The 21,590-nt window shown below is 60.4% G+C and carries 19 protein-coding genes; 2 read left to right on the plus strand and 17 right to left on the minus strand.

All coding sequences use genetic code 11. From position 1 onward, the window contains the following. The first annotated feature begins 170 nt into the window (after nucleotides 1-170). Nucleotides 171-1,589 (plus strand): methyl-accepting chemotaxis protein, encoded by a 1,419-nt coding sequence (locus O5O48_RS15755; RefSeq protein ID WP_269687567.1) that lies wholly within the window; start codon nucleotides 171-173, stop codon nucleotides 1,587-1,589. Nucleotides 1,590-1,651: 62 nt separating this feature from the next. On the opposite strand, the gene O5O48_RS15760 is transcribed toward O5O48_RS15755, so the two are convergent. The 17 genes from O5O48_RS15760 to leuC form a co-directional block, all read right to left on the minus strand. Beyond that, the gene (locus O5O48_RS15760) at nucleotides 1,652-1,930 is read right to left on the minus strand and encodes a ComEA family DNA-binding protein (protein ID WP_088275167.1); all 279 of its coding nucleotides are present in this window, start codon (nucleotides 1,928-1,930) and stop codon (nucleotides 1,652-1,654) included. A gap of 151 nt (nucleotides 1,931-2,081) precedes the next feature. Continuing rightward, nucleotides 2,082-3,296 (minus strand): O-succinylhomoserine sulfhydrylase, encoded by a 1,215-nt coding sequence (locus O5O48_RS15765; protein WP_088275419.1) that lies wholly within the window; start codon nucleotides 3,294-3,296, stop codon nucleotides 2,082-2,084. Nucleotides 3,297-3,343: 47 nt separating this feature from the next. Beyond that, on the minus strand, nucleotides 3,344-4,849 hold the full coding sequence (purF, locus tag O5O48_RS15770; RefSeq protein WP_269687568.1) for an amidophosphoribosyltransferase: 1,506 nt from the start codon (nucleotides 4,847-4,849) through the stop codon (nucleotides 3,344-3,346). Nucleotides 4,850-4,897: 48 nt separating this feature from the next. Beyond that, entirely contained in the window at nucleotides 4,898-5,380 is a 483-nt protein-coding gene (locus O5O48_RS15775) for a CvpA family protein (RefSeq protein WP_088275171.1), read from the minus strand. Nucleotides 5,381-5,448: 68 nt separating this feature from the next. Beyond that, the gene (locus O5O48_RS15780; protein WP_088275173.1) at nucleotides 5,449-6,048 is read right to left on the minus strand and encodes an SPOR domain-containing protein; all 600 of its coding nucleotides are present in this window, start codon (nucleotides 6,046-6,048) and stop codon (nucleotides 5,449-5,451) included. After that, a complete protein-coding gene (gene folC / locus O5O48_RS15785; RefSeq protein ID WP_269687569.1) occupies nucleotides 6,041-7,333 on the minus strand; it encodes a bifunctional tetrahydrofolate synthase/dihydrofolate synthase in 1,293 nt (430 codons plus the stop codon). The genes O5O48_RS15780 and folC overlap by 8 nt, the downstream gene beginning before the upstream one ends. Further along, nucleotides 7,333-8,226 (minus strand): acetyl-CoA carboxylase, carboxyltransferase subunit beta, encoded by an 894-nt coding sequence (gene accD, locus O5O48_RS15790; protein ID WP_088275177.1) that lies wholly within the window; start codon nucleotides 8,224-8,226, stop codon nucleotides 7,333-7,335. Before accD ends, folC begins: the two co-directional genes overlap by 1 nt. 66 nt (nucleotides 8,227-8,292) lie before the next feature. Next, entirely contained in the window at nucleotides 8,293-9,096 is an 804-nt protein-coding gene (gene trpA / locus O5O48_RS15795; protein WP_088275179.1) for a tryptophan synthase subunit alpha, read from the minus strand. Between the two features lie 11 nt (nucleotides 9,097-9,107). Further along, nucleotides 9,108-10,325 carry a tryptophan synthase subunit beta gene (gene trpB / locus O5O48_RS15800; protein ID WP_088275181.1) on the minus strand — a complete coding sequence of 406 codons (1,218 nt, stop codon included), beginning with the start codon at nucleotides 10,323-10,325 and terminating at the stop codon, nucleotides 9,108-9,110. Continuing rightward, nucleotides 10,318-10,932: a phosphoribosylanthranilate isomerase gene (locus O5O48_RS15805; RefSeq protein ID WP_088275183.1), complete on the minus strand. Its 615-nt coding sequence runs from the start codon at nucleotides 10,930-10,932 to the stop codon at nucleotides 10,318-10,320. The genes trpB and O5O48_RS15805 overlap by 8 nt, the downstream gene beginning before the upstream one ends. A 60-nt stretch (nucleotides 10,933-10,992) precedes the next feature. Further along, nucleotides 10,993-11,853, minus strand: a complete 861-nt coding sequence (gene truA / locus O5O48_RS15810; protein WP_269687570.1) for a tRNA pseudouridine(38-40) synthase TruA — start codon at nucleotides 11,851-11,853, stop codon at nucleotides 10,993-10,995. Then, nucleotides 11,853-14,798, minus strand: a complete 2,946-nt coding sequence (locus O5O48_RS15815) for a FimV/HubP family polar landmark protein (RefSeq protein WP_269687571.1) — start codon at nucleotides 14,796-14,798, stop codon at nucleotides 11,853-11,855. Before O5O48_RS15815 ends, truA begins: the two co-directional genes overlap by 1 nt. A 178-nt stretch (nucleotides 14,799-14,976) precedes the next feature. Then, on the minus strand, nucleotides 14,977-15,996 hold the full coding sequence (locus O5O48_RS15820; RefSeq protein WP_160003155.1) for an aspartate-semialdehyde dehydrogenase: 1,020 nt from the start codon (nucleotides 15,994-15,996) through the stop codon (nucleotides 14,977-14,979). A 102-nt stretch (nucleotides 15,997-16,098) separates the two neighbouring features. Then, nucleotides 16,099-17,211, minus strand: a complete 1,113-nt coding sequence (gene asd, locus O5O48_RS15825) for an aspartate-semialdehyde dehydrogenase (protein WP_088275190.1) — start codon at nucleotides 17,209-17,211, stop codon at nucleotides 16,099-16,101. A gap of 80 nt (nucleotides 17,212-17,291) precedes the next feature. Beyond that, complete coding sequence (gene leuB / locus O5O48_RS15830) at nucleotides 17,292-18,374, minus strand: 3-isopropylmalate dehydrogenase (protein ID WP_088275192.1); 1,083 nt, start codon at nucleotides 18,372-18,374, stop codon at nucleotides 17,292-17,294. A 71-nt stretch (nucleotides 18,375-18,445) separates the two neighbouring features. Continuing rightward, nucleotides 18,446-19,090 carry a 3-isopropylmalate dehydratase small subunit gene (leuD, locus tag O5O48_RS15835; RefSeq protein WP_088275194.1) on the minus strand — a complete coding sequence of 215 codons (645 nt, stop codon included), beginning with the start codon at nucleotides 19,088-19,090 and terminating at the stop codon, nucleotides 18,446-18,448. An 11-nt stretch (nucleotides 19,091-19,101) separates the two neighbouring features. Continuing rightward, nucleotides 19,102-20,529: a 3-isopropylmalate dehydratase large subunit gene (leuC, locus tag O5O48_RS15840; RefSeq protein WP_233049489.1), complete on the minus strand. Its 1,428-nt coding sequence runs from the start codon at nucleotides 20,527-20,529 to the stop codon at nucleotides 19,102-19,104. Nucleotides 20,530-20,677: 148 nt separating this feature from the next. Here leuC and O5O48_RS15845 point away from each other — a divergent pair, with 148 nt between their 5' ends. Further along, nucleotides 20,678-21,559, plus strand: coding sequence for a LysR family transcriptional regulator (locus O5O48_RS15845; protein ID WP_088275198.1), 882 nt, complete (start codon nucleotides 20,678-20,680; stop codon nucleotides 21,557-21,559). Nucleotides 21,560-21,590 lie beyond the last annotated feature (31 nt).

The following is a 21,590-nucleotide window of genomic DNA, read 5'->3' on the forward strand; positions in this document are numbered from 1 at the left end:
AAGTTGCGCGCAGTATAACCGAAGCGTCAGCACCCTGCCGAAGCCTGTGTTACATACAACCCTTCAAGTTTGACCCGGATCAACCGATATATCAGAGTGACGGCACATACTGACGGCCCTGTGCCGCCTGCCAGTCAGGATCACCTGTTTCAACATGCTCTGGAGTATGCATGCAAGCCTTCAAGAACCTGCCACTGAAATACAAGTTCTGGGCAGTCAACGGTGTTGCTTTCGCAGCAACGCTGATGCTCGTACTGGTTGCCATCTGGGTCGAGCAACGCAGCATAGAACAGACCCGACAGGAACTGGCCGGCGTGCTTGCCGGCGAACAACCCTCCGACGGCAAGGTGCACGGCCTGAGCTGGATCACAGCACCGACTGCCGCACAGACAGAGCCAGGGCGCTGGCTGGAGGCCTCCAGACTCGGCATTGCCGAAGATCGCTACATTGGCGCCTGGTCAGCCGCAGAGGGCCGCGCTCTGGCCGTGGAACGGCAGGGCTTCACCGCGCTGTTACTTGAACGCGCGCCACTCTATGCGATCGTGGTGGCAGCGCTGATGCTGATGGTGCTGTTCTTCTCGCAACTGCTGATTCTGTTCATCACCCGCCATATCATCACCCTGCGCGACGTCATGCTGGCAGTGGAAAGCACCGGTGACCTGACACTGCGTGCGCCTGGCAGTGCGCGCGATGAAGTCGGCTCGATGGCCCGAGCCTTCAATGCCATGCAGGAGTCCCAGCAGGCCGTCGTCGGCTCGGTACGCCAGGCGGCACTGGAACTGGATCAGCGTGCCCGCGGACTGGCCGAGACCATGACCCGTATGCGCGACGGCATGATAGTGCAGCAGGGAGAGACTGATCAGGTCGCCGCCGCCGTTAACGAAATGAGTGCGACGGTACAGGATATTGCCGGCAGCACCTCGATTTCCCGTGATCAGTCCAGTCAGGCCAATGCTCTCGCCATTCAGGGCCGGGACAAGGTACAGCAGGTTCGCAAGACCATCGCAGGCCTGGTCACCAGCATCGACCGCTGCACCGAGCACATGCACCAGCTGTCAACTCACAGTCAGGAAATCAGCGGCGTAGTGCGGGTAATTCGCGAGATTGCCGAACAGACCAACCTGCTGGCCCTGAACGCGGCAATCGAGGCAGCACGTGCGGGTGAGTCTGGTCGCGGATTTGCCGTCGTCGCAGACGAGGTGCGCGCCCTGGCCCAGCGCGTTCAGCACTCTACCGATGACATTCAGCGCATGATCGAAGCCCTGCAGACCGGCACCGAGGTAGCTGTCGAGGATATGCAGGCCAGCGCCGGGCTGACCCATGACTCGGTCCAGCAGGTTGAAGATGCCGGTGAGTCTCTGCAGGATATCGCTGCGGCCGTCAGTCAGATCAGCGAGGGCAACAGCGAAATCGCATCGGCGGTCGAGCAGCAGAGCCTGGCAGCGGATGCCATTACCCAGAGCGTGGTCGAAATCAGGGACGTGACCGAACGTACCGTAGAACAGACCGCGCACAGTGCCGACACCAGCGACCAGCTGGCTCGACTGGCCCATCAGCTGACCGAAGCGGTCAGCAAGCTCCGCACCTGAAACAGAGGCGGCGCCTTGCGGCGCCGCTCTGCCATTGCCCGGAAACACCAACCCGGGCCTATTTACTCAAGCACAATCCGCCCCTCGTTATTCGCCAGCGTGCTGGCGCCAATCCCCTTCACTTCGGCCAGCGAAGCTACCGACCCGAAAGCACCATGCTCCTCGCGGTAGGCAACGATAGCGTCAGCCTTGGCCTGCCCTACCCCCTGCAGCACCTCGGCGATCTCTGCCGCGCCGGCGGTATTGATATTGACCGTTGGTACAGACACTTCCTGAGCCCAGGCGGGAGATACCAGCCAGAGACTGAGAACAACACCCAAGATGCTAATCCAGTGACGCATTTTCCATCCTCCATATATGTGAGAAGTGCCGCACTGAAGGAACACGGCTTCAGCACTATCCCTGCGGCATGGAGGACGCTAAAACAAAAAGGCCGGAGAGCTGTGAACTCTCCGGCCTTGATGTGACAAAGCACGCAACTGCGCAGACAACTCAGCGCTGGGCGTCGAATCCACGCTGCAGATCGGCCTTGATGTCCGCCAGGTCTTCCAGGCCGATGGCAAGTCGAATCAGCCCCTCGCGGATACCCGCCGCTTCGCGAGCCTCGGCGCTCAGGCGGCCATGGGTAGTGGTCGCCGGGTGCGTGATGGTGGTCTTGGCGTCACCGAGGTTGGCGGTAATGGACACCATTCTTGTCGCGTCGATGAAGCGCCAGGCAGCTTCACGACCGCCGCGCAGCTCAAAACTCACTACCGCTCCAAAGGCACTCTGCTGGGCCTTGGCCAGGGCGTGTTGCGGGTGCGACGGCAAGCCGGCGTAGTAGACGCGCTCAACTTCCGGACACTGCTCCAGCCACTCGGCAATCTGCTGCGCGGACTCGCAATGGGCTCGCATGCGCAGACGCAACGTTTCCAGGCCCTTGAGGAATACCCAGGCATTGAATGGGCTGAGGGTCGGCCCCGCAGTGCGCAAAAAGCCCACCAGCTCCTGCATGTGCTCACGACGCCCTACTACCACGCCACCCATGCTGCGGCCCTGACCGTCAATGTATTTGGTTGCCGAGTGAACGACGATGTCGGCTCCCAGCGACAGCGGCTTCTGCAGCGCCGGCGTGCAAAAGCAGTTGTCGACTACCAGCAACGCGCCATGCTCGCGGGCAATCGCGCCGAGCGCGCCAATGTCGCCCAGCTCGGCCAGCGGATTGGACGGAGACTCGATAAAGAACATCCGGGTGTTCGGCTTGCAGGCGTCACGCCAGGCGGCCGTGTCGGTCAGAGGTACATAGTCGACCTCAATGCCAAAGCGCTTGAAGTACTTTTCAAACAGCGTGACAGTGGCGCCGAAGACGCTGCGCGACACCAGAATATGGTCACCGGCCGAGCACAGGCTCATAACAGTTGTCAGGATGGCCGCCATGCCGGAGGCAGTGGCAACAGCCTGTTCACCGCCTTCCATGAGAGCAATCCGCTCTTCGAAGGTGCGCACGGTCGGGTTCATATAACGCGAATAGACATTGCCGCTGGTTTCACCGGCAAAGCAGGCAGCAGCATCAGCGGCACTGCGAAACACATAGCTTGAAGTCAGAAACAGGGCTTCGCCATGCTCTGCTTCAGGCGTGCGCCGCTGACCGGCGCGTACCGCCAGGGTGTCGAAGCCGGCCCCGTCAAGATCACTGTCCAGACGGCCAGGTTGCCATTGTTCGGTCATGCAAAAACCTCGTTCATACAGGGCAGCGCTGGCGCTGCCGACTGGCATCAGTTGTTGTGCAGGCCGATGATTTCGCTGACCCGCTCGACCGTCGATTTGGCCGCGTCATTACGAGCACGCTCGATGCGATCCAGGTACTGTTCGTTGACATCGCCGGTGACGTACTGACCATCGAATACCGCGCAATCAAAATGTTCAATCTTGACCTTGCCGCCGCCAACAGCGTCTTTCAGGTCATCAAGATCCTGATAGATCAGCCAGTCGGCGCCGATCAGTTCGGCAACCTCGTCCGTGGTGCGACCATGGGCGATCAGTTCGTGGGCGCTGGGCATGTCGATGCCATACACATTGGGATAGCGCACCGCCGGTGCAGCCGAGCAGAAGTAAACATTCTTGGCACCGGCCTCGCGTGCCATCTGAATGATCTGCTTGCAGGTGGTGCCGCGCACGATGGAGTCATCTACCAGCAACACGTTCTTTCCGCGAAACTCCAGATCAATGGCGTTCAGTTTCTGGCGAACCGACTTCTTGCGCGCAGCCTGACCCGGCATGATGAAGGTCCGGCCGATATAGCGGTTCTTGACGAACCCCTCGCGGAACTTCACACCCAGCTGGTTGGCCAGCTCCAACGCCGAGGTTCGGCTGGTATCCGGGATCGGGATGACCACGTCAATGTCGTGATCCGGGCGCTCGCGCTGAATCTTGTCTGCCAGCTTTTCGCCCATGCGCAGCCTGGCCTTGTAGACCGACACACCGTCCATCAGCGAGTCAGGGCGAGCCAGATATACATGTTCGAAAATGCACGGCGAATATTGCGGATTCTCGGCACACTGACGGGTGAACAGTCGACCATCCTCGGTGATATACACTGCCTCGCCCGGCGCCAGATCGCGGATGAGGCTGAAGCCCAGCACGTCGAGCGCAACGCTTTCAGAGGCAATCATGTACTCGACGCCCTGGTCGGTGTGACGCTGACCAAACACGATGGGACGGATCGCATGGGGGTCACGGAATCCGACAATACCGTACCCGGTAATCATGGCCACTACCGCGTAACCACCCCGGCAGCGCTTGTGCACCTGGCTGACCGCGGCGAAGACGTCTTCCTCGGTCGGCTGCAATTTGTTGCGTACGGCCAGCTCGTGGGCAAATACGTTCAGCAGTACCTCTGAATCAGAGGTCGTATTGACGTGGCGCAGATCGGATTCATAGATCTCGCGCGACAGCTGCTCGACGTTGGTGAGGTTACCGTTGTGCGCCAGGGTGATGCCGTAGGGCGAATTGACGTAGAACGGCTGGGCCTCGGCAGAACTGGAGCTGCCAGCGGTCGGATAGCGAACGTGTCCGATACCCATCTGACCTACCAGACGCTGCATGTGACGCTGATGGAACACATCGCGTACCAGACCATTATCCTTGCGCAGGAAGAGTCGCCCCTGATCGCTGGTTACAATGCCGGCGGCGTCCTGGCCGCGATGCTGCAGGACGGTCAAGGCATCATAGAGCGCCTGATTGACGTTCGATTTGCCCACTATGCCAACAATGCCACACATGCCTGAGTACCTTCTCGATTAAGGGCGGCGCTGTCCGGGAGTGCCGGATCAGCGACCCGCCATTTGCAGAATGAGATTTTTCGACCAGTCAGCGACCAGCAGAAAATGGGGAATCACCACCGATTCGCGCCACCAGGCATCCGCTTCAACGGGGGCCAGGCTTAACAGACCGACTGCGACTACCACCAGCAGCGCACCGCGCGCTGCGCCGAAAACCATGCCAAGAAAGCGGTCGGTACCGCTGAGACCCGTTGCCTTGACCAACTGGCTGATCAGATAGTTGACCAGCCCGCCCAGCAGCAGCGTCATGACAAACAGAATGGAACACGCGGCGATGACGCGCAGGGAAGGCGTTTCAATATAGGGCACAAGCAACTCGGCGAGTGCTCCGCCAAACAGCCAGGCAACCAGGCCGGCAATAACCCAGGTCAGCAGGGAGAGGGCTTCCTTGACGAAGCCTCTGGTCAGGCTGATCAGGGCCGAGACTGCAATGATGGCGACGATAGCCCAGTCAACCCAGGTCAAAGACACGATGAAGTACCCTGTTCTACAAAGGCAGGCATTCTAGCAGAGCTGCGCGGCCCATCGAAACTGCATAATCAGCCTCGACCGCTATCGGCATCGTACGCCACAACAAAACCCTTGCTGCCGCGCTTGCGCTCCAGTTCATCGCGCAGGCGATTGGCTGCTTCACGGCTCGCCAGCGGCCCGACATATACGCGGGTGCTGGTCTTGCCTTGCACGGTTACGCTATGGGTGTAGGCGTTGTAACCCTGGGCGCGCAACTCCTTGCTCAAGCCGTCAGCATTGGAGGCACTGGAAAAACTGCCCAGCTGGATAACCCAGTCACCCGACGCGACCGGCGCAGGCGCGGGCGCAGCCGGCGTCGCTACCGGCTCCGGCGCAGATGCCGGGGCTGGCGCAACGGGCTGCACTGGAGCGGATGGGACGACTGCCGGCGCAGAATCAACCGGCACGTCCGGCAGCGCGACAGGCAGCTCCGGAACCTCCGCAGGCGCGGGCAGCGGCGCGGGCGCGACGGGCTCAATTACCTGCGGAGCCAGCACCGGCGCCTCAGGCACATCAACCTCAACCTGTACCGTCTCGTCCTGCCCAGACAGCAGCATCGGCAAAAACACCACAGCCGCAATGATCAATACAACCGCACCAATGATGCGCTGTTTCAGACCCTCATCCATTCTGCGCTACTCCGGCATGTTCAGATAGCCAGAGTATGGCGTCGGCGACGCAGAAAAACGACCCGAATATCACAACTTCGGTCGCCGAGTCGGTTTGCTCCAGCGCCTTCTCAATCGCCCGGGCGATGGATGCATGGGCTGAAGCCGGCTCGCCAGCCGCGGTCAGGCCCTGGACCAGATCCTCGGCAGAGCGGCTGCGCGGGCTTGGCAAAGGGGCGGTAAACCAGTGTCCGAACACCCCGTGCAACTCTGCCGCAACTCCGTTCAGGTCCTTGTCAGACAACAGGCCAAATACGGCTACCCGCGGACGCGCCGCATCGGCACCCAGACTGGAAGCCAGAAAACGAGCCGCATGCGGGTTGTGACCGACATCCAGACGCAGATCACGCACCACTCCCTGCCACAGAACCTGGCGCGCCTCCAGACGTCCCGTTGCGGTAGCTGACCGCAGCGCCGCACAGATCAGGGTATCAGCCAGATCGAACCCGGCAGCCCAAAACGCCTGCAATGCCACAGCCAGGTTATCGCGCGGCAGACTGACCGCAGGCAGGCGCAGCTGACGGCGGTTACCAGTCCCGTCAATGCCGTCAAGCACCCAGGATCCATCAGCAAAACTCTGAACACTAAAGTCCTGATCGCGCTGGTACAGCCGACATCCCAGCCGTTCTACTGCATCAGTAAAGGGCGACGGCAAGTCACGTTCGCCACTGACAACAGGATGCCCTGCACGCATGATGCCGGCCTTCTCAAACGCAACCGATTCCCGCGTTGATCCCAGGTACTCCTGATGATCCAGACCAATGCTGGTCACAACCGCCACGTCGGCATCAACCACATTTACCGCGTCGAGACGACCGCCCAGCCCCACTTCAAGCACGACCGCATCCAGCCGCTCGCGCTGGAACAGCCAGAACGCGGCCAAGGTGCCGAATTCAAAATAGGTCAGGGAGATATCGCCACGGGCTGCATCAATGGCAGCAAAGGCATCGCAGATCGACTGATCATCGGCCTGCGCAGCATTGATACGGATGCGCTCGTTGTAGCGATGCAGGTGCGGGGAGGTGTAACAACCGGTACGCAGCCCGGCCGTGCGCAACAGCGAGTCCAGGGCCGCACAGGTCGACCCCTTGCCGTTGGTACCGGTAACGGTGAAAACGCGAGGTGCCGGACGAAGCACGTTCAGTCGCTCGGCGACCTCACGTACCCGTTCCAGCCCCATATCGATTTCGCTGGGATGCAAGGCCTCCAGCACGGCCAGCCACTGGCCAAGACTGCGCTGGGACATCAGGCCTCGTCGGCAACCTCTGCCGCTGGCTCAGGTGCCGGCGCGCCGGTCAGCATGGAAAGCAGGCTGGCCAGGCGGTCGCGCATCTCGCTGCGAGCGATGATCATATCCAGCGCACCGTGTGCCAGCAGGAATTCACTGCGCTGGAAGCCGGCGGGCAGCTTTTCGCGCACGGTCTGCTCGATAACACGCGGGCCGGCAAAACCGATCAGCGCGTTGGGCTCGGCTACGTTCAAATCACCCAGCATCGCCAAACTGGCAGAAACGCCGCCGTAAACCGGGTCAGTCATCACCGAAACAAAGGGGATGCCCTCTTCGCGCAGACGGGCCAGCGCCGCACTGGTCTTGGCCATCTGCATCAGGGAGAACAGGGCCTCCTGCATCCGCGCACCGCCGGAAGCAGAGAAGCACACATAGGGAACGCGATCACGCAATGCGGCTTCAGCGCCACGCACGAAGCGAGCCCCTACCACGCTGCCCATCGAGCCACCCATGAAATTGAATTCGAAGGCGCTGGCCACAATCGGCGCCCCCTTGAGCTTGCCCTGCATGACAACCAGCGCATCTTTCTCGCCAGTGTCCTTCTGCGCTGCAGCCAGGCGGTCCTTGTACTTTTTGCTGTCACGAAACTTGAGACGGTCTACCGGCTCCAGCTCGGCACCCAGCTCGGTACGCCCTTCCGGATCGAGGAAAATGTCCAGACGGCGGCGTGCGCCAATACGCAGATGGTGACTGCACTTGGGGCACACATCCAGATTCTTCTCCAGCTCGGGCCGGTACAACACTGCGTCACAGGACGGACACTTGCGCCACAGCCCCTCCGGTACGCTGCTTTTCTGTGCTTCGGAGCGCACGATGGAGGGAATCAGCTTGTCCACCAACCAGTTGCTCATCGCCTTTCCTTCTCTGAATTTGTCATGTCAGCCTGCCCTCCTGCGGAAGGAGCGGCAGCGCCTTGTTCAGCGGTCCATTGAACTGCGCATGTCAGCCACGATGGCAGCGATGGCCTCACGTGCCTTGTCCGGATTGTCCGCATTGGCGGCAATCTGATTGACCAGCACCGAGCCTACAACGACGCCATCTGCTACACCGGCAACCGCCGCTGCAGACTCGCCATCGCGAATGCCGAAGCCGACACCAATCGGCAGATCGGTAACGGTGCGCAGCATGTCCAGTTTTTCTGCTACATCGGTGACGTTCAAAGCACTGGACCCGGTCACACCTTTGAGTGAAACATAATAGACATAGCCGCTTGCCTGTTCGCAAATCAGCCGCGCGCGCTCTGCCGTGGTGGTCGGTGCCAGCAGGAAAATGGTATCCAGCCCCCGCGCCTTGAACAGCGGAACGACGTCTGTCGCCTCTTCCGGCGGCAGATCGACGGTCAGCACCCCGTCAACACCCGCCTCTGCCGCGGACTTGGCAAATTGTTCGTACCCCATCTTCTCGATCGGGTTCAGATAGCCCATCAGTACCACCGGCGTTTCATTATCGCGGCTGCGGAACTGGCGAACCATCTCGAGCACCTGACTCAGACTGACGTGATGCTCGAGCGCGCGCTCCATTGCCAGCTGAATCACCGGGCCATCGGCCATCGGATCGGAGAACGGAATACCCAGCTCGATGACATCGGCACCGGCGGCTACCAGATCATGCATCAGGGGCAGTGTAACCGCCGGATTCGGATCACCAGCAGTGATATACGGAATAAGCGCCTTGCGACCAGCAGCCTGCAAAGCGGAAAAACGGGCTTCAATTCGGCTCATGAATATCTCTTTTAAATGCTGATGCCGTCGATACCGGCGACGGTGTGAATATCCTTGTCGCCTCGACCTGACAGGTTGATTACCACGATCTGATCAGGACTCATGCGCGCCGCCAGCTTCATGCCGTAGGCGACCGCATGACTGGACTCCAGCGCGGGCATGATGCCCTCCACACGGGTCAGCTCACGGAACGCATGCAGCGCCTCGTCGTCGGTCGCATCAACATAATCAACCCGACCGATATCCTTCAGCCAACTGTGCTCAGGGCCGACCCCAGGATAGTCAAGGCCCGCGGACACGGAGTGAGTCTCGATGATCTGCCCCGCCTCGTCGGACATCAGATAGGTGCGGTTGCCATGCAGCACACCAGGCTTGCCCGCACTCAGTGGCGCCGCATGCTCGCCGGTCTCAATGCCAAGACCGCCCGCCTCGACGCCGTACATCCGTACGCTCTCATCATTGAGGAACGGATGAAACAGGCCAATGGCGTTGGAGCCGCCACCAACGCAGGCAACCAGCGCATCAGGCAGACGACCCGCCTGTTCCAGGCACTGCTGGCGCGCCTCGCGGCCAATCACGCACTGAAAATCACGGACCAGCTCAGGATACGGGTGCGGCCCGGCTACCGTACCGATGATGTAGAAGGTGTCATCGATATTGGTAACCCAGTCGCGCATGGCTTCGTTCATGGCGTCCTTCAGGGTGCGCGAACCCGAGGTCACCGGAATGACCTCTGCGCCCAGCAGCTTCATGCGATAGACGTTGAGCGCCTGCCGGCGCACGTCCTCGGCCCCCATATAGACCTGACACTTGAGGCCAAGACGCGCCGCCACGGTCGCCGTGGCAACACCATGCTGACCGGCGCCGGTTTCGGCAATGACCCGCGGCTTGCCCATAAACTTGGCCAGCAGCGCCTGGCCGATGGTGTTGTTTACCTTGTGGGCACCCGTGTGATTAAGGTCTTCACGCTTGAGATAGATCTTCGCGCCACCGACCTTGTCAGTCAGATGCTCGGCAAAATACAGCGGCGACGGGCGGCCAACATAATGGGCCAGATCGCGATCAAACTCGGCCTGAAATTCGGGATCGGCAGACAGCTTGCGATACACGCGCTCCAGCTCGTCCAGTGCATCCATCAGCGTCTCGGACACAAACCGGCCGCCATAGGGACCGAAATGCCCACGCGCATCAGGGACCGCAGAATAATCGATGGGGTTGGAGTCAGACACGCTTCACCTCTTGTACAAACGCGTTAATTTTTGCCACATCCTTGATGCCCTTGCTTGCCTCGACGCCACCACTGACGTCGACCGCCCAGGGGCGCATCTCACGGATCGCCTGATGCACATTGCCTGCTGTCAGCCCCCCGGCCAACACCAGATTCCATTCCCGCTTGAGCGGCACCAGGGTCCAGTCGAACACTTCACCGGTGCCGCCCGGAACACCTGGCTTGTAGCTGTCGAGCAAGATTCCGCTGGCCCCAGGCCAGCGCGATGCAACGTCGGCCAACTGATCTGCACACTGCACCCGGACCGCTTTCAGAAAGGGCCGCCCGAACTGGCGGCAATAGGTATCGGACTCATCACCATGAAACTGCAGCACGTCCAGCGGCACCTGGCCCAGCACTTCACGCACATAGTCCGGCTCGGCATCGACAAACAGGCCGACCGTGGTGACAAACGGCGGCAGCGCCGCAATGATATCGGCAGCCTGAACGGCAGTGACGGCGCGCGGGCTGGGTGCATAAAACACCAAGCCGATTGCATCGGCACCTGCTTCAGCGGCAGCCAACGCATCCTCGACCCGGGTAATTCCGCAAATTTTGATACGCGCCATGTAACCTGCTCCAGGGCCTGCCCCTAAGGGTCTCGATGTTAGCAGATCACATCAGGGGCGTCAGTTCGCCACATCAGGGAGTGCAGACAGAAAGTGCGGACCCAGATATCGCTCAGGCAGAGCAAAGGTCTCGGGGTAGGTCACATCGACCAGATACAAGCCGTAAGCCGGTGCGGTCAGACCGCCCTGCGCGCGATCGCGCACCTCAAGCACCTGCTGCGCCCACTCCACCGGCTGCTCGCCGCAACCAATCTGCATCAGGACCCCGGCAATATTGCGCACCATATGGTGCAGAAAGGCATTGGCACGGATATCCAGCACGATAAAACGGCCGAACTCCAGCAGTTCAAGGTGATGGATAGTCTTGATTGGCGACTTGGCCTGACAGCCAACCGCACGGTAGGACGTAAAGTCATGCGTACCAACCAGCGCCCGGGCGGCAACACGCATGCGCTGGATATCCAGCGGCCGGTAATTCCAGGTCACTTCATGGGCCAGATGCGCGGGCCGAATGGGATCGTTATAGATCACATAGCGATAGCGCCGGGCAACGGCAGAAAACCGCGCGTGAAAATCCAGACCGATCGGCGTAACCCAGCTCAGCGAGATATCCGCCGGCAGGTTGGCATTGGCTCCATGAATCCAGTTTCGCGGCGAACGATGCGCGTCACTGTCAAAGTGAATCACCTGGCAGGACGCGTGAACCCCGGCATCGGTGCGGCCAGCACAGAAAACCTGCACCGGATGATTTGCCACGCGCCCCAGCGCCTTCTCCACGGCCTCCTGCACGCTGGGTACACCCGACTGCTGGCGCTGCCAGCCGCGATAGGCCGTACCCTTGTACTCGACACATGCCGCCACTCTGGAAACAACAGCGGCCGCCTCAGGGGCGGCCGCTGTTGCGAGATCAAACTCTGTCATCAGTCAGCCAGGTGCTCCATCATGCTCTGTGCTTCCTGCTTCTGCTGGTCATTACCCTCTTCAATCACTTCGTTGAGGATATCGCGTGCACCTTCCTGGTCACCCATATCGATGTAGGCCCTCGCCAGATCCAGCTTGGTCGCACACTCGTCGGTGCCGGACAGGAAGTCGAACTCATCGTCCTCCTCGTCCGATTCAGTAGCCAGCGCCGCCTCTGCTTCAACGACAGCCGGAGCTACCTCATCCATCTCCGGCAGCTCGAAATCATCCAGCGACAACTCGGTATCAGCGGGCACCTCAATATCCTCAGGCAACGCCACATCCTCCGGCAGCTCAAACTCGATCGCGTCGTCCTCCAGCTTGATGTCAGCGTCAGCGGACAAATCCAGTGGCTCGGCAGCAACGGTTGACGCTGGCTCCTCGACCGGCTCGTCGCTCAGTGCGGCAAAGTCAGCCATCAAGTCTTCTGCCTGAAGATCGTCGGTCATGGCCAGATCGAAATCCGCCTCAAGAGATGGTGTTGACGAATCGGCTGCGGGCTCCGCTTCATCTGCGGGCAACGCCAGATCATCAACATCCAGCTCAAATTCGTCAAAATTGATGCTGTCAACCTGACTATCAGGCAGCTCTGGCTCAAAGGGCGCGGAGGCAGTCGGCTCCTCTTCCTGAGCCACAGGCTGTGCACTGCCGTCTTCCAGATCAAAGTCCAGATCAAAGCCCTCTGCTGCCGGCGCGGCAGGCTCAGGCTCGGCAACCGGCTCGTCAAATGCCAGCTCGGCGGACGGGGTAGTATCGCTGGCGTCCCCAAGATCAAACTCGCTGAAATCAAAGTCCATATCCGCGTCGACGTCAGCCTGATCGTTCTGACCTGCAGCGGACGGATCCAGATCGGCCAGATCCGTTTCGTCCCACTGCGCTGCGGCAGCAGCGGCTCCGTCAGCGGCTGCGGCCATCAGCGGGAAACGGGCATCCAGCTCAGCCACGCGAGCGGAAGACGGGTTTTGCGCAGTAACGGCAGCACGCTGCTCCAGATAGCCGGCGCTATCTTCAAGCAAACCGTTCACTTCCATCAGTTTCAGGCGCAGCTCCTCACGTGCCGGGTCCGCCGCCACGGCTGCCACCAGCACATCACGCGCCTCCTGCAGCTTGCCGTAAGCCATCAGAGCATCGGCTTCAACCAGCGGGTCAGCGGCCAAATCCAGCTCATCGGCCCCGTCCATACCCTCTGCGTCGGCCAGAGCAACATTGAAATCATCGCTGTCAGTGAGCTGATCACCATCCTGCTCGGCAGCGTCGGCAATGAAGTTATCCGCCATTGCCTCCTCGCGACGGGCGTTGCGACGCGAAATTGACATCAACACCAGCAGAAGCAGCAGAACCGCAACAACGCCCCCGCCGATCATCAGCATCTGATTTTGCATCAGCCCCTTGATAACAGCCATCGGGTCGCTATCCGCAGGCTCTGCAACCGGCGCAGGTTCAGCCGGGACCACAGACTCTGGCTCGGCGACTGGCTCTGGTGCTTGTTCCGCTACAACGGGCTCCTCGACAGCGGGCTCTGACGCCTCGGTTTCGGCAGGGGCTTGCTCGTCGACAGCTACGTCTTCAGCAGCCTGCTCCTCGGAAGTTGCCTCTGACGCGGCTTCCGGTTCTGCAACCATTACGCTGCTTTCGACGTCTGCTGCGGCGTCCGCCTCTGCTTCCGCGACGTCGGCCAGCTCGGCAGCTTCCTCGGCTGTTACCGCCGACTCCGCACCCGCGTCAGCGACCTGCTGCTGCAATGCAGCCAGCTGGGCATCTTTCAATTCAAGCAGGCGTTGCAGGGTTTCAAGCTGCCCTTGAACGTCATTCAGGCGATCGGTCATTTCCGCCTTTTCACGCTCAGCGGCATCCAGCTGCTCCTTGGTGCGATCCAGCGCATCACGCAGCTGCGCCCCTCCGGCATCGGCATTGGAGCTGCCGGCAGCCTCTGCCGCCGTGCCTTCGGTGCTCGATACCAGACGCAGTGAGTCCTGAGCATCTACGGCCTCGGGTGCTGCACCGGCCGACTGGCGCTCACGCGCATCGAGCTGAGGCGCCTGCGCCTGAGCGGCAGTCGGTGCCCGGCGATTGCGCCATGCACTGTTCTGCGCGGCGACCTCGGCAATCGCCTCGGAGTTGCTGCGAGCGGTCGCCTGCTGGGCGCTCGGCAAGGTCAGTGTTTGCCCCGCCTTTAGCTGATTGATATTACCGTTGATGAAGGCGTTAGGATTCAGGTCCTGAATCGCCAGCATGGTCTGGTGCACGCTTGCGCCCTGGGGGCGAGCCCGCAACGCCAGATCCCAAAGTGTGTCGGAGCGTGTGGTCGTCAGCTGGCCTGTTCGGGTACCTGAACTCGCTGCCGGTGCCGGCGCCGCGGCAGTGGGAGACGAAGCACTGGCCGGTGGAGCGGAAACGGCCGCAGCTGATGCCAGACCTGCCGCACTGGGTCGCGCCGCCGCAACCTGCGGTGCCGACGAAGACACGGGTGCAGAGATAGTGGAGCTGCTGACGACCGGCGTTGGCTGATACATGGGCGGGTCAAGCAGGATGGTGAACTCGCGCAGCACCCGCCCGGACGGCCAGCGCACTTCCATCAGGAAGTTCAGAAACGGCTCATTGACGGGGCGGCTGGAGGTAACGCGAATAACCGAGCGGCCATTGGGCTTGATGACCGGCTGAAACTTGAGATCGGTAAGAAAGAAGGTTCTGTCAATGCCGGCGCGTCCGAAGTCATCGGGCGACGCCAACATGGAGCGAATTTCATCGCCGGACAGATCACGAACCTGAGTAAGGTCAATCTCTGCATCCAGCGGCTGATTCAGCGCGGAGTTCAGATGGATATCGCCTACCCCTAATGCGTGAACCATCCCGGACGACATCACGGCACTTGCTGCGGCGACAGCGATAACCAATTTGCGAACCATAGCGGTAATCCTTTGCTCTTATCGTTTTCTCACGTCCCAACGCACCCCATGCTCGGACTGGCTTACGCCAAAGGCTCCCCACCCGGCCCGAGCAAGTTGCGAATGCAACGCCATGCCCAAACGGTCTTTGTCCTGCAAAACCTAACCTGCTTGATACAAAAACACCAGCAAGTATCGATTACAAATAGTCTTTTATCAACAATCCGGCCACTGCCAGACTGTTAAGTGCGACACCTTTTCGAAGATTATCAGACACAATCCACAAATGTGTGGTGTTCGGATCAGTGACATCCTGGCGAATCCGACCCACCCAGACCTCATCCGTGCCAGTGGCATCGGTTACCGGCGTCGGGAAGCCGCCCGGACCCTCCTTGTCCAGCACCTTGATACCCTTGACCCGACGCAGGATGTTGCCCACCTTTTTGCTGTCGAGCGGCTCGGCGGTCGTGACCTGCATCATCTGGGCGGTACCGTAGAACAGCGGCACCAGCACGCAGCTCGCCAGCACCGGGACATCTTTGAGCCCGAGCACATCAATCACGCCATTTACCAGGTCACGCTCCTCGCGGCTCGCCCCGGAAGCATCGATTTCGCTGGTGGCCGGCAACAGGTTGAACGCCACCTGCTTATCGAGGACACCGCCCTTCTCAATTGGCTGGCCATTGAGCAGTCGACCGGTCTGCATCGCCAGCCCTTCCACAGCAGCCTTGCTATGGGTAGACATTGACTGATAGGTGGAGATACTCACACGCCGCAGATCCGACATTCCGGCAAGCGCCTTCAACACCAGCGCACTCTGCACGACCTGAGCATCCGGGCAAGATACTGCACGGCGCTGCGCCGCATCGGCCAGCGCCTGAGGGTTCACCTCTGCAACAACACTGGCGCCCTGACCCGCCAGCAGACCTGTCGTATCGACCACCAGCGCACCGGCATCACGAATGGCACCGATGCACTGCAGGCCGAATTCCCGCTCGCCTGCGACGATCGCAACCGCGACCGATGAAAAATCAAAGCCGGAAAGCGCTTCAACCCGAACACTCTGGCCTTTGATCATGCGGCGCTCACCCGCCTCGTCGTCGACATCAACCAGCGCAACGGAGGAGAACGAATGCTCATGCTCGTCCAGCATGTTGACCAGCATGTCGCCAACCAGACTGCTGACACCGACAATCGCCACACCTGATGCTTTGCTCATACCCTGCCCTTCATCTATTTCACGCATTACACAAATACAAAGGGCATCCCGACGAAACGGGATGCCCTGATCGTTACCGCACACGCGCCAAACGCGCTGCGATCAACCTTCCTGCAGAATCCGCAGCATGCGGCGCAGCGGTTCTGCCGCGCCCCACAACAACTGGTCGCCCACAGTGAAGGCCGACAGATACTGCGACCCCATGTTCAGCTTGCGCAGCCGCCCTACCGGTACACTCAGGGTGCCGGTAACGGCAGTCGGCGTCAGGCCAACCAGGGTGTCTTCCTTGGTGTTGGGAATCACCTTGGACCAGGGGTTGTGCTGGGCCAGCAGTGCTTCGATATCTGCCAGCGGCACATCCTTGTTCAGCTTGATAGTCAGCGCCTGGCTGTGGCAGCGCATGGCACCGATGCGCACACAGATACCATCAACCGGGATCGGACGGCCGCTGCGACCGATGATCTTGTTGGTTTCGGCCTGCGCCTTCCACTCTTCACGGCTTTGACCGTTTGGCAGTTGCTTGTCGATCCACGGAATCAGGCTGCCAGCCAGCGGCACACCAAAGTTGTCCACCGGGAAGGCGTCACTGCGCAGGGTCGAGGCAACAGTACGATCAATTTCCAGAATCGCACTGGCAGGATCAGCCAGCTGATCGGCAACGGACGCGTTGATTGCGCCCATCTGACTGATCAGCTCGCGCATGTTCTGGGCACCGGCACCGCTGGCCGCCTGATAGGTCATGGCGCTCATCCACTCGACCAGCCCCTGCTCAAACAGGCCACCGAGACCCATCAGCATCAGGCTGACAGTGCAGTTGCCACCAACGAATGTCTTGATACCATCACGCAGCGCCTGATCAATGTTACGACGGTTGACCGGATCCAGCACGATAACGGCATCGTCTTCCATTCGCAGTGTAGAGGCCGCATCGATCCAGTAGCCTTTCCAACCCTCGGCGCGCAGCTTGGGATACACCTCACTGGTGTAATCGCCACCCTGACAGGTAATGATGACGTCCATCGGCTTGAGAGCTTCAAGGTCAAAAGCGTCCTTGAGCGCAGGAATGTCCTTGCCAATATCCGGACCTTTGCCACCCACGTTGGATGTGGTGAAAAACACCGGATCAATATCAGCAAAATCATTCTCGTCGCGCATGCGTTGCATCAGCACAGAGCCGACCATGCCACGCCAACCAACCAAACCAACTTGCTTCATAACAACAACCCCCGTGGGGTAACAGATTCAAAGACACATACGCCCGGCCGAAGCCGGGCGTAAATGGATAGTCGAACAGATTACAGGTTTTTCAGTGCTGCTACTACGGCATCACCCATTTCCACTGTACCGACCTTGCGGCACCCTTCAGACAGGATGTCGCCGGTACGCAGCCCCTGATCCAGCACCTGGCTGACCGCCTGCTCGATGGCATCAGCCGCCGCTACCTGGGCAAAACTGTAACGCAGCATCATGGATACCGACAGGATGGTTGCCAGCGGGTTGGCGATACCCTGGCCGGCGATATCCGGCGCACTGCCGTGACACGGCTCATACATGCCCTTATTGTTCACATCCAGCGACGCCGAAGGCAGCATGCCGATTGAACCTGTCAGCATGGAGGCCTGATCGGAGAGAATATCGCCGAACATGTTGTCGGTCACCATCACGTCAAACTGCTTCGGTGCACGGACCAGCTGCATGGCCGCGTTGTCGACGTACATATGCGACAGCTCGACTTCCGGATAATCCTTGGCCACCTCCTCGACCACTTCGCGCCACAGCTGGCTGGACGCCAGCACGTTGGCCTTGTCGACCGAGCAAAGCTTCTTGTTGCGGACCATTGCCATGTCGAAACCGACCTTGGCAATGCGGCGCACTTCGCTCTCGCTGTAGGGCAGCGTATCAAAAGCCATGCGCTCGCCGTTTTCCAGCGTGGTGCGCTCGCGCGGCTTGCCGAAGTAGATGCCACCGGTCAGCTCGCGCACGATCAGGATATCCAGGCCGGAGACAACTTCCGGTTTGAGCGTCGAGGCTTGCGCCAGCTGCGGATACAGAATCGCCGGGCGCAGGTTGCCAAACAGACCCAGCTCGGAGCGAATTTTCAGCAGGCCACGCTCAGGGCGCAGCGCAGGATCGATGGTGTCCCACTTCGGACCACCAACTGCACCCAGCAATATCGCGTCAGCGGCACGGGCGCGCTCCAGGGTTTCGTCAGCCAGCGGCACGCCGTAACGGTCGTATGCAGCACCACCCAGGTCGTCGAAACTCAGCTCGAAGCCGAGATTGAACTTGCTGTTGGCCACTTCCAGCACCTTGACCGCTTCGGCCATGATCTCCGGACCAATACCATCGCCCGGCAGGATCAGAATCTGTTTGCTCATGTGTTTCCTCGTAATCATTCATGGTGCACCGCGCCAGCCGCAGTGCACCCATTGTTCAGGTGCAGCCCGTGTCAGGCGTCGCGAAACAGCCAGGGTTGACGCTGCCTGTGGCCGGCTTCGAAGGCGCTGATCGCATCGGCGTCACGCAGTGTCAGGCCAATATCATCCAGACCGTTGAGCAGGCAATGCTTGCGGAAGGCGTCGATCTCGAACGCATATTGCTTGCCGTCCGGACGGGTTACGGTCTGCGCCTGCAGGTCGACCGTCAGCTGATAACCTTCGGTGGCCTCACATTGCTCGAACAGCTCGTCCAGCGCCTCGTCCGAAAGGATGATCGGCAGAAGGCCGTTCTTGAAGCTGTTGTTGTAGAAGATATCGGCAAAGCTCGGTGCAATCACCGTGCGGAAGCCGTACTCATCCAGCGCCCAGGGCGCATGCTCGCGGGACGAACCACAGCCGAAGTTTTCGCGCGCCAGCAGCACACTGGCACCCTTGTAACGTGGGAAGTTCAGCACGAAATCTTCGTTGATCGGCCGCTGGGAGTTGTCCTGATTCGGCTGGCCGACATCCAGGTAACGCCACTCGTCAAACAGGTTCGGACCAAAACCGGTGCGCTTGATCGACTTCAGAAACTGCTTCGGAATGATCTGATCGGTATCGACGTTGGCACGATCAAGCGGGCAGACCAGGCCGGTATGTTGGGTAAAAGCTCTCATCGGGGCACTCCTCAGGCCTGCATCAATTCGCGAACATCAATGAAACGACCGGTCACCGCTGCGGCAGCGGCCATTGCCGGACTCACCAGGTGGGTGCGCCCGCCATTGCCCTGACGACCTTCAAAGTTGCGGTTGGACGTGGATGCGCAATGCTCGCCACTTTCCAGGCGGTCCGGGTTCATCGCCAGACACATGGAACAACCGGGCTCACGCCATTCAAAACCGGCTTCGATAAAGATCTTGTCCAGCCCTTCCTTCTCGGCCTGCGCCTTGACCAGACCGGAGCCCGGGACAACCAGCGCCTGCTTGACGCTGGCTGCCACCTTGCGGCCCTTGGCCACAGCCGCCGCCGCGCGCAGGTCTTCAATCCGCGAGTTGGTGCAGGACCCGATAAACACGCGATCCAGCTTGATCTCGGTGATCGGCTGGTTTGCGGTCAGGCCCATGTACTTGAGCGCGCGCACGATGGAGTCGCGCTTGACCGGATCGCTCTCAACGGCCGGGTCCGGCACGTTCTGATCAACGGCCAACACCATCTCCGGAGAGGTGCCCCAGCTGACCTGCGGCTTGATGTCTTCGGCGCGCAGCTCAACGATGGTGTCAAAGTGCGCATCAGCGTCGGACACCAGATCCTTCCAGGCCTCGACCGCGCGGTCCCATTCGGCACCCTGCGGCGCAAACGGACGGCCCTTGACGTATTCGATGGTCTTTTCGTCTACCGCGACCATGCCAACACGGGCGCCGGCTTCGATGGCCATGTTGCACAGGGTCATGCGGCCTTCGACCGACAGATCACGAATCGCACTGCCGGCGAACTCCAGCGCGTGACCGTTACCACCCGCGGTGCCGATCTTGCCGATCACCGCCAGCACGATGTCCTTGGCGGTGACGCCGAAGGGCAATTGCCCCTCAACACGCACCTGCATGTTCTTCATCTTTTTGGCGACCAGACACTGGGTGGCCAGCACATGCTCAACCTCAGAGGTGCCGATACCGTGCGCCAGCGCACCAAATGCGCCGTGGGTGGAGGTATGCGAGTCGCCGCAAACCACGGTCATGCCCGGCAGGGTTGCGCCCTGCTCCGGGCCGACAACGTGAACGATGCCCTGACGCACGTCATTCATCTTGAATTCGAGGATGCCGAAGTCGTCACAGTTCTCATCCAGGGTTTTGACCTGAATACGCGACACTTCATCCGCGATGGCTTCCAGACCGCCCTGGCGCTCTGCCTTGGTAGTCGGCACGTTGTGATCCGGGGTCGCGATATTGGCGTCGATGCGCCACGGTTTGCGGCCAGCCAGTCGCAGCCCTTCAAACGCCTGTGGCGAGGTCACTTCGTGGAGAATGTGACGATCGATATAGATCAACGCGGAACCATCATCCCGTTGTTTGACGAGATGGTTGTCCCACAGCTTGTCGTAAAGCGTTTTCGCAGACATGGGTTACTCCTGGGCATCAGACTGTGGCCACCGTCTCCTGCAACTGCAGGCCCTGCGGCGGCTCTTTCACTGGGCACAGAATAAATTTTACCCAGAGATAAAACAAAGGAATATTATTTATAAAACAGATAACCAACTGGAATGCGAGATGGACACCGCCAACCTGCAAGCCTTTCTTGCCGTCGCCGAAACCGGTTCGTTTTCCCGTGCCGCCGAGCAGCTGCATCTGACCCAGCCCGCAGTCAGCAAGCGCATTGCCATGCTGGAGCAGCAACTCGATGCGCGCCTGTTTGATCGCATCGGCCGCCACGTATCGTTGACCGAAGCTGGCATGGCACTCAAGCCGCGTGCCGAACAGGTACTCAGCCTGCTCAATGATACGCGCCGGGCATTGAGCAATCTATCCAGCGAAGTTTCCGGCCGCCTGAGCATTGCCACCAGCCACCATATCGGCCTGCATCGCCTGCCCCCGGTGCTGCGCGAATTCACCCGCCGCCATCCGCAGGTGTCCTTCGACATCCAGTTTCTCGACTCCGAAGTTGCCTACGACAAGGTGCTCCACGGCGAAATCGAACTTGCTGTGATCACCCTTGCCCCCGAAGTCGAGGCGCCGGTGATGAGCGAGCTGATCTGGCACGACCCGCTCGACTTTGTCATCGCCCCGGAGCACCCGCTGGCCCGCCAGCCAACGCTCGATCTGGCACAGCTGGCCGACTATCCGGCTGTTTTCCCCGGCACCAATACCTTTACGCACAAGGTGGTCAGCGACCTGTTCGAGCGTCATCACGTACAACCACAGATCAGCATGAGCACCAACTATATGGAGACTATCAAAATGATGGTCTCCATCGGCCTGGCCTGGAGTGTTCTCCCACGCAGCATGCTGGACAGCCAGGTCAGCGTCCTGTCATTACCGGGCGTTCACCTGCAGCGTGAGCTCGGCTGCATCTGGCACAGCGGTCGCACCCAGTCCAATGCCGCCCGGGCGCTGATTGAACTGCTCCGAGACGCCCGTCAGCATCCAGACTGATTCCGACTTTCGGTTACTTGTCCAACCGCAT

Origin of the sequence: Halopseudomonas sp. MFKK-1, assembly GCF_027474385.1 — a bacterium.
Lineage (GTDB): Bacteria > Pseudomonadota > Gammaproteobacteria > Pseudomonadales > Pseudomonadaceae > Halopseudomonas > Halopseudomonas aestusnigri.

Bases quoted from the DNA above. Each gene is read 5' to 3' on its own strand.
- O5O48_RS15755 (WP_269687567.1), top strand. From the start codon at position 171: ATGCAAGCCTTCAAGAACCTGCCACTGAAATACAAGTTCTGGGCAGTC.
- truA (WP_269687570.1), bottom strand. From the start codon at position 11,853: ATGACAGAGTTTGATCTCGCAACAGCGGCCGCCCCTGAGGCGGCCGCT.
- purF (WP_269687568.1), bottom strand. From the start codon at position 4,849: ATGTGTGGCATTGTTGGCATAGTGGGCAAATCGAACGTCAATCAGGCG.
- O5O48_RS15760 (WP_088275167.1), bottom strand. From the start codon at position 1,930: ATGCGTCACTGGATTAGCATCTTGGGTGTTGTTCTCAGTCTCTGGCTG.
- leuC (WP_233049489.1), bottom strand. From the start codon at position 20,529: ATGTCTGCGAAAACGCTTTACGACAAGCTGTGGGACAACCATCTCGTC.
- leuD (WP_088275194.1), bottom strand. From the start codon at position 19,090: ATGAGAGCTTTTACCCAACATACCGGCCTGGTCTGCCCGCTTGATCGT.
- asd (WP_088275190.1), bottom strand. From the start codon at position 17,211: ATGAAGCAAGTTGGTTTGGTTGGTTGGCGTGGCATGGTCGGCTCTGTG.
- O5O48_RS15815 (WP_269687571.1), bottom strand. From the start codon at position 14,798: ATGGTTCGCAAATTGGTTATCGCTGTCGCCGCAGCAAGTGCCGTGATG.
- trpA (WP_088275179.1), bottom strand. From the start codon at position 9,096: ATGAGCCGAATTGAAGCCCGTTTTTCCGCTTTGCAGGCTGCTGGTCGC.
- O5O48_RS15845 (WP_088275198.1), top strand. From the start codon at position 20,678: ATGGACACCGCCAACCTGCAAGCCTTTCTTGCCGTCGCCGAAACCGGT.
- folC (WP_269687569.1), bottom strand. From the start codon at position 7,333: ATGTCCCAGCGCAGTCTTGGCCAGTGGCTGGCCGTGCTGGAGGCCTTG.
- O5O48_RS15780 (WP_088275173.1), bottom strand. From the start codon at position 6,048: ATGGATGAGGGTCTGAAACAGCGCATCATTGGTGCGGTTGTATTGATC.
- O5O48_RS15805 (WP_088275183.1), bottom strand. From the start codon at position 10,932: ATGGCGCGTATCAAAATTTGCGGAATTACCCGGGTCGAGGATGCGTTG.
- leuB (WP_088275192.1), bottom strand. From the start codon at position 18,374: ATGAGCAAACAGATTCTGATCCTGCCGGGCGATGGTATTGGTCCGGAG.
- O5O48_RS15820 (WP_160003155.1), bottom strand. From the start codon at position 15,996: ATGAGCAAAGCATCAGGTGTGGCGATTGTCGGTGTCAGCAGTCTGGTT.
- accD (WP_088275177.1), bottom strand. From the start codon at position 8,226: ATGAGCAACTGGTTGGTGGACAAGCTGATTCCCTCCATCGTGCGCTCC.
- O5O48_RS15765 (WP_088275419.1), bottom strand. From the start codon at position 3,296: ATGACCGAACAATGGCAACCTGGCCGTCTGGACAGTGATCTTGACGGG.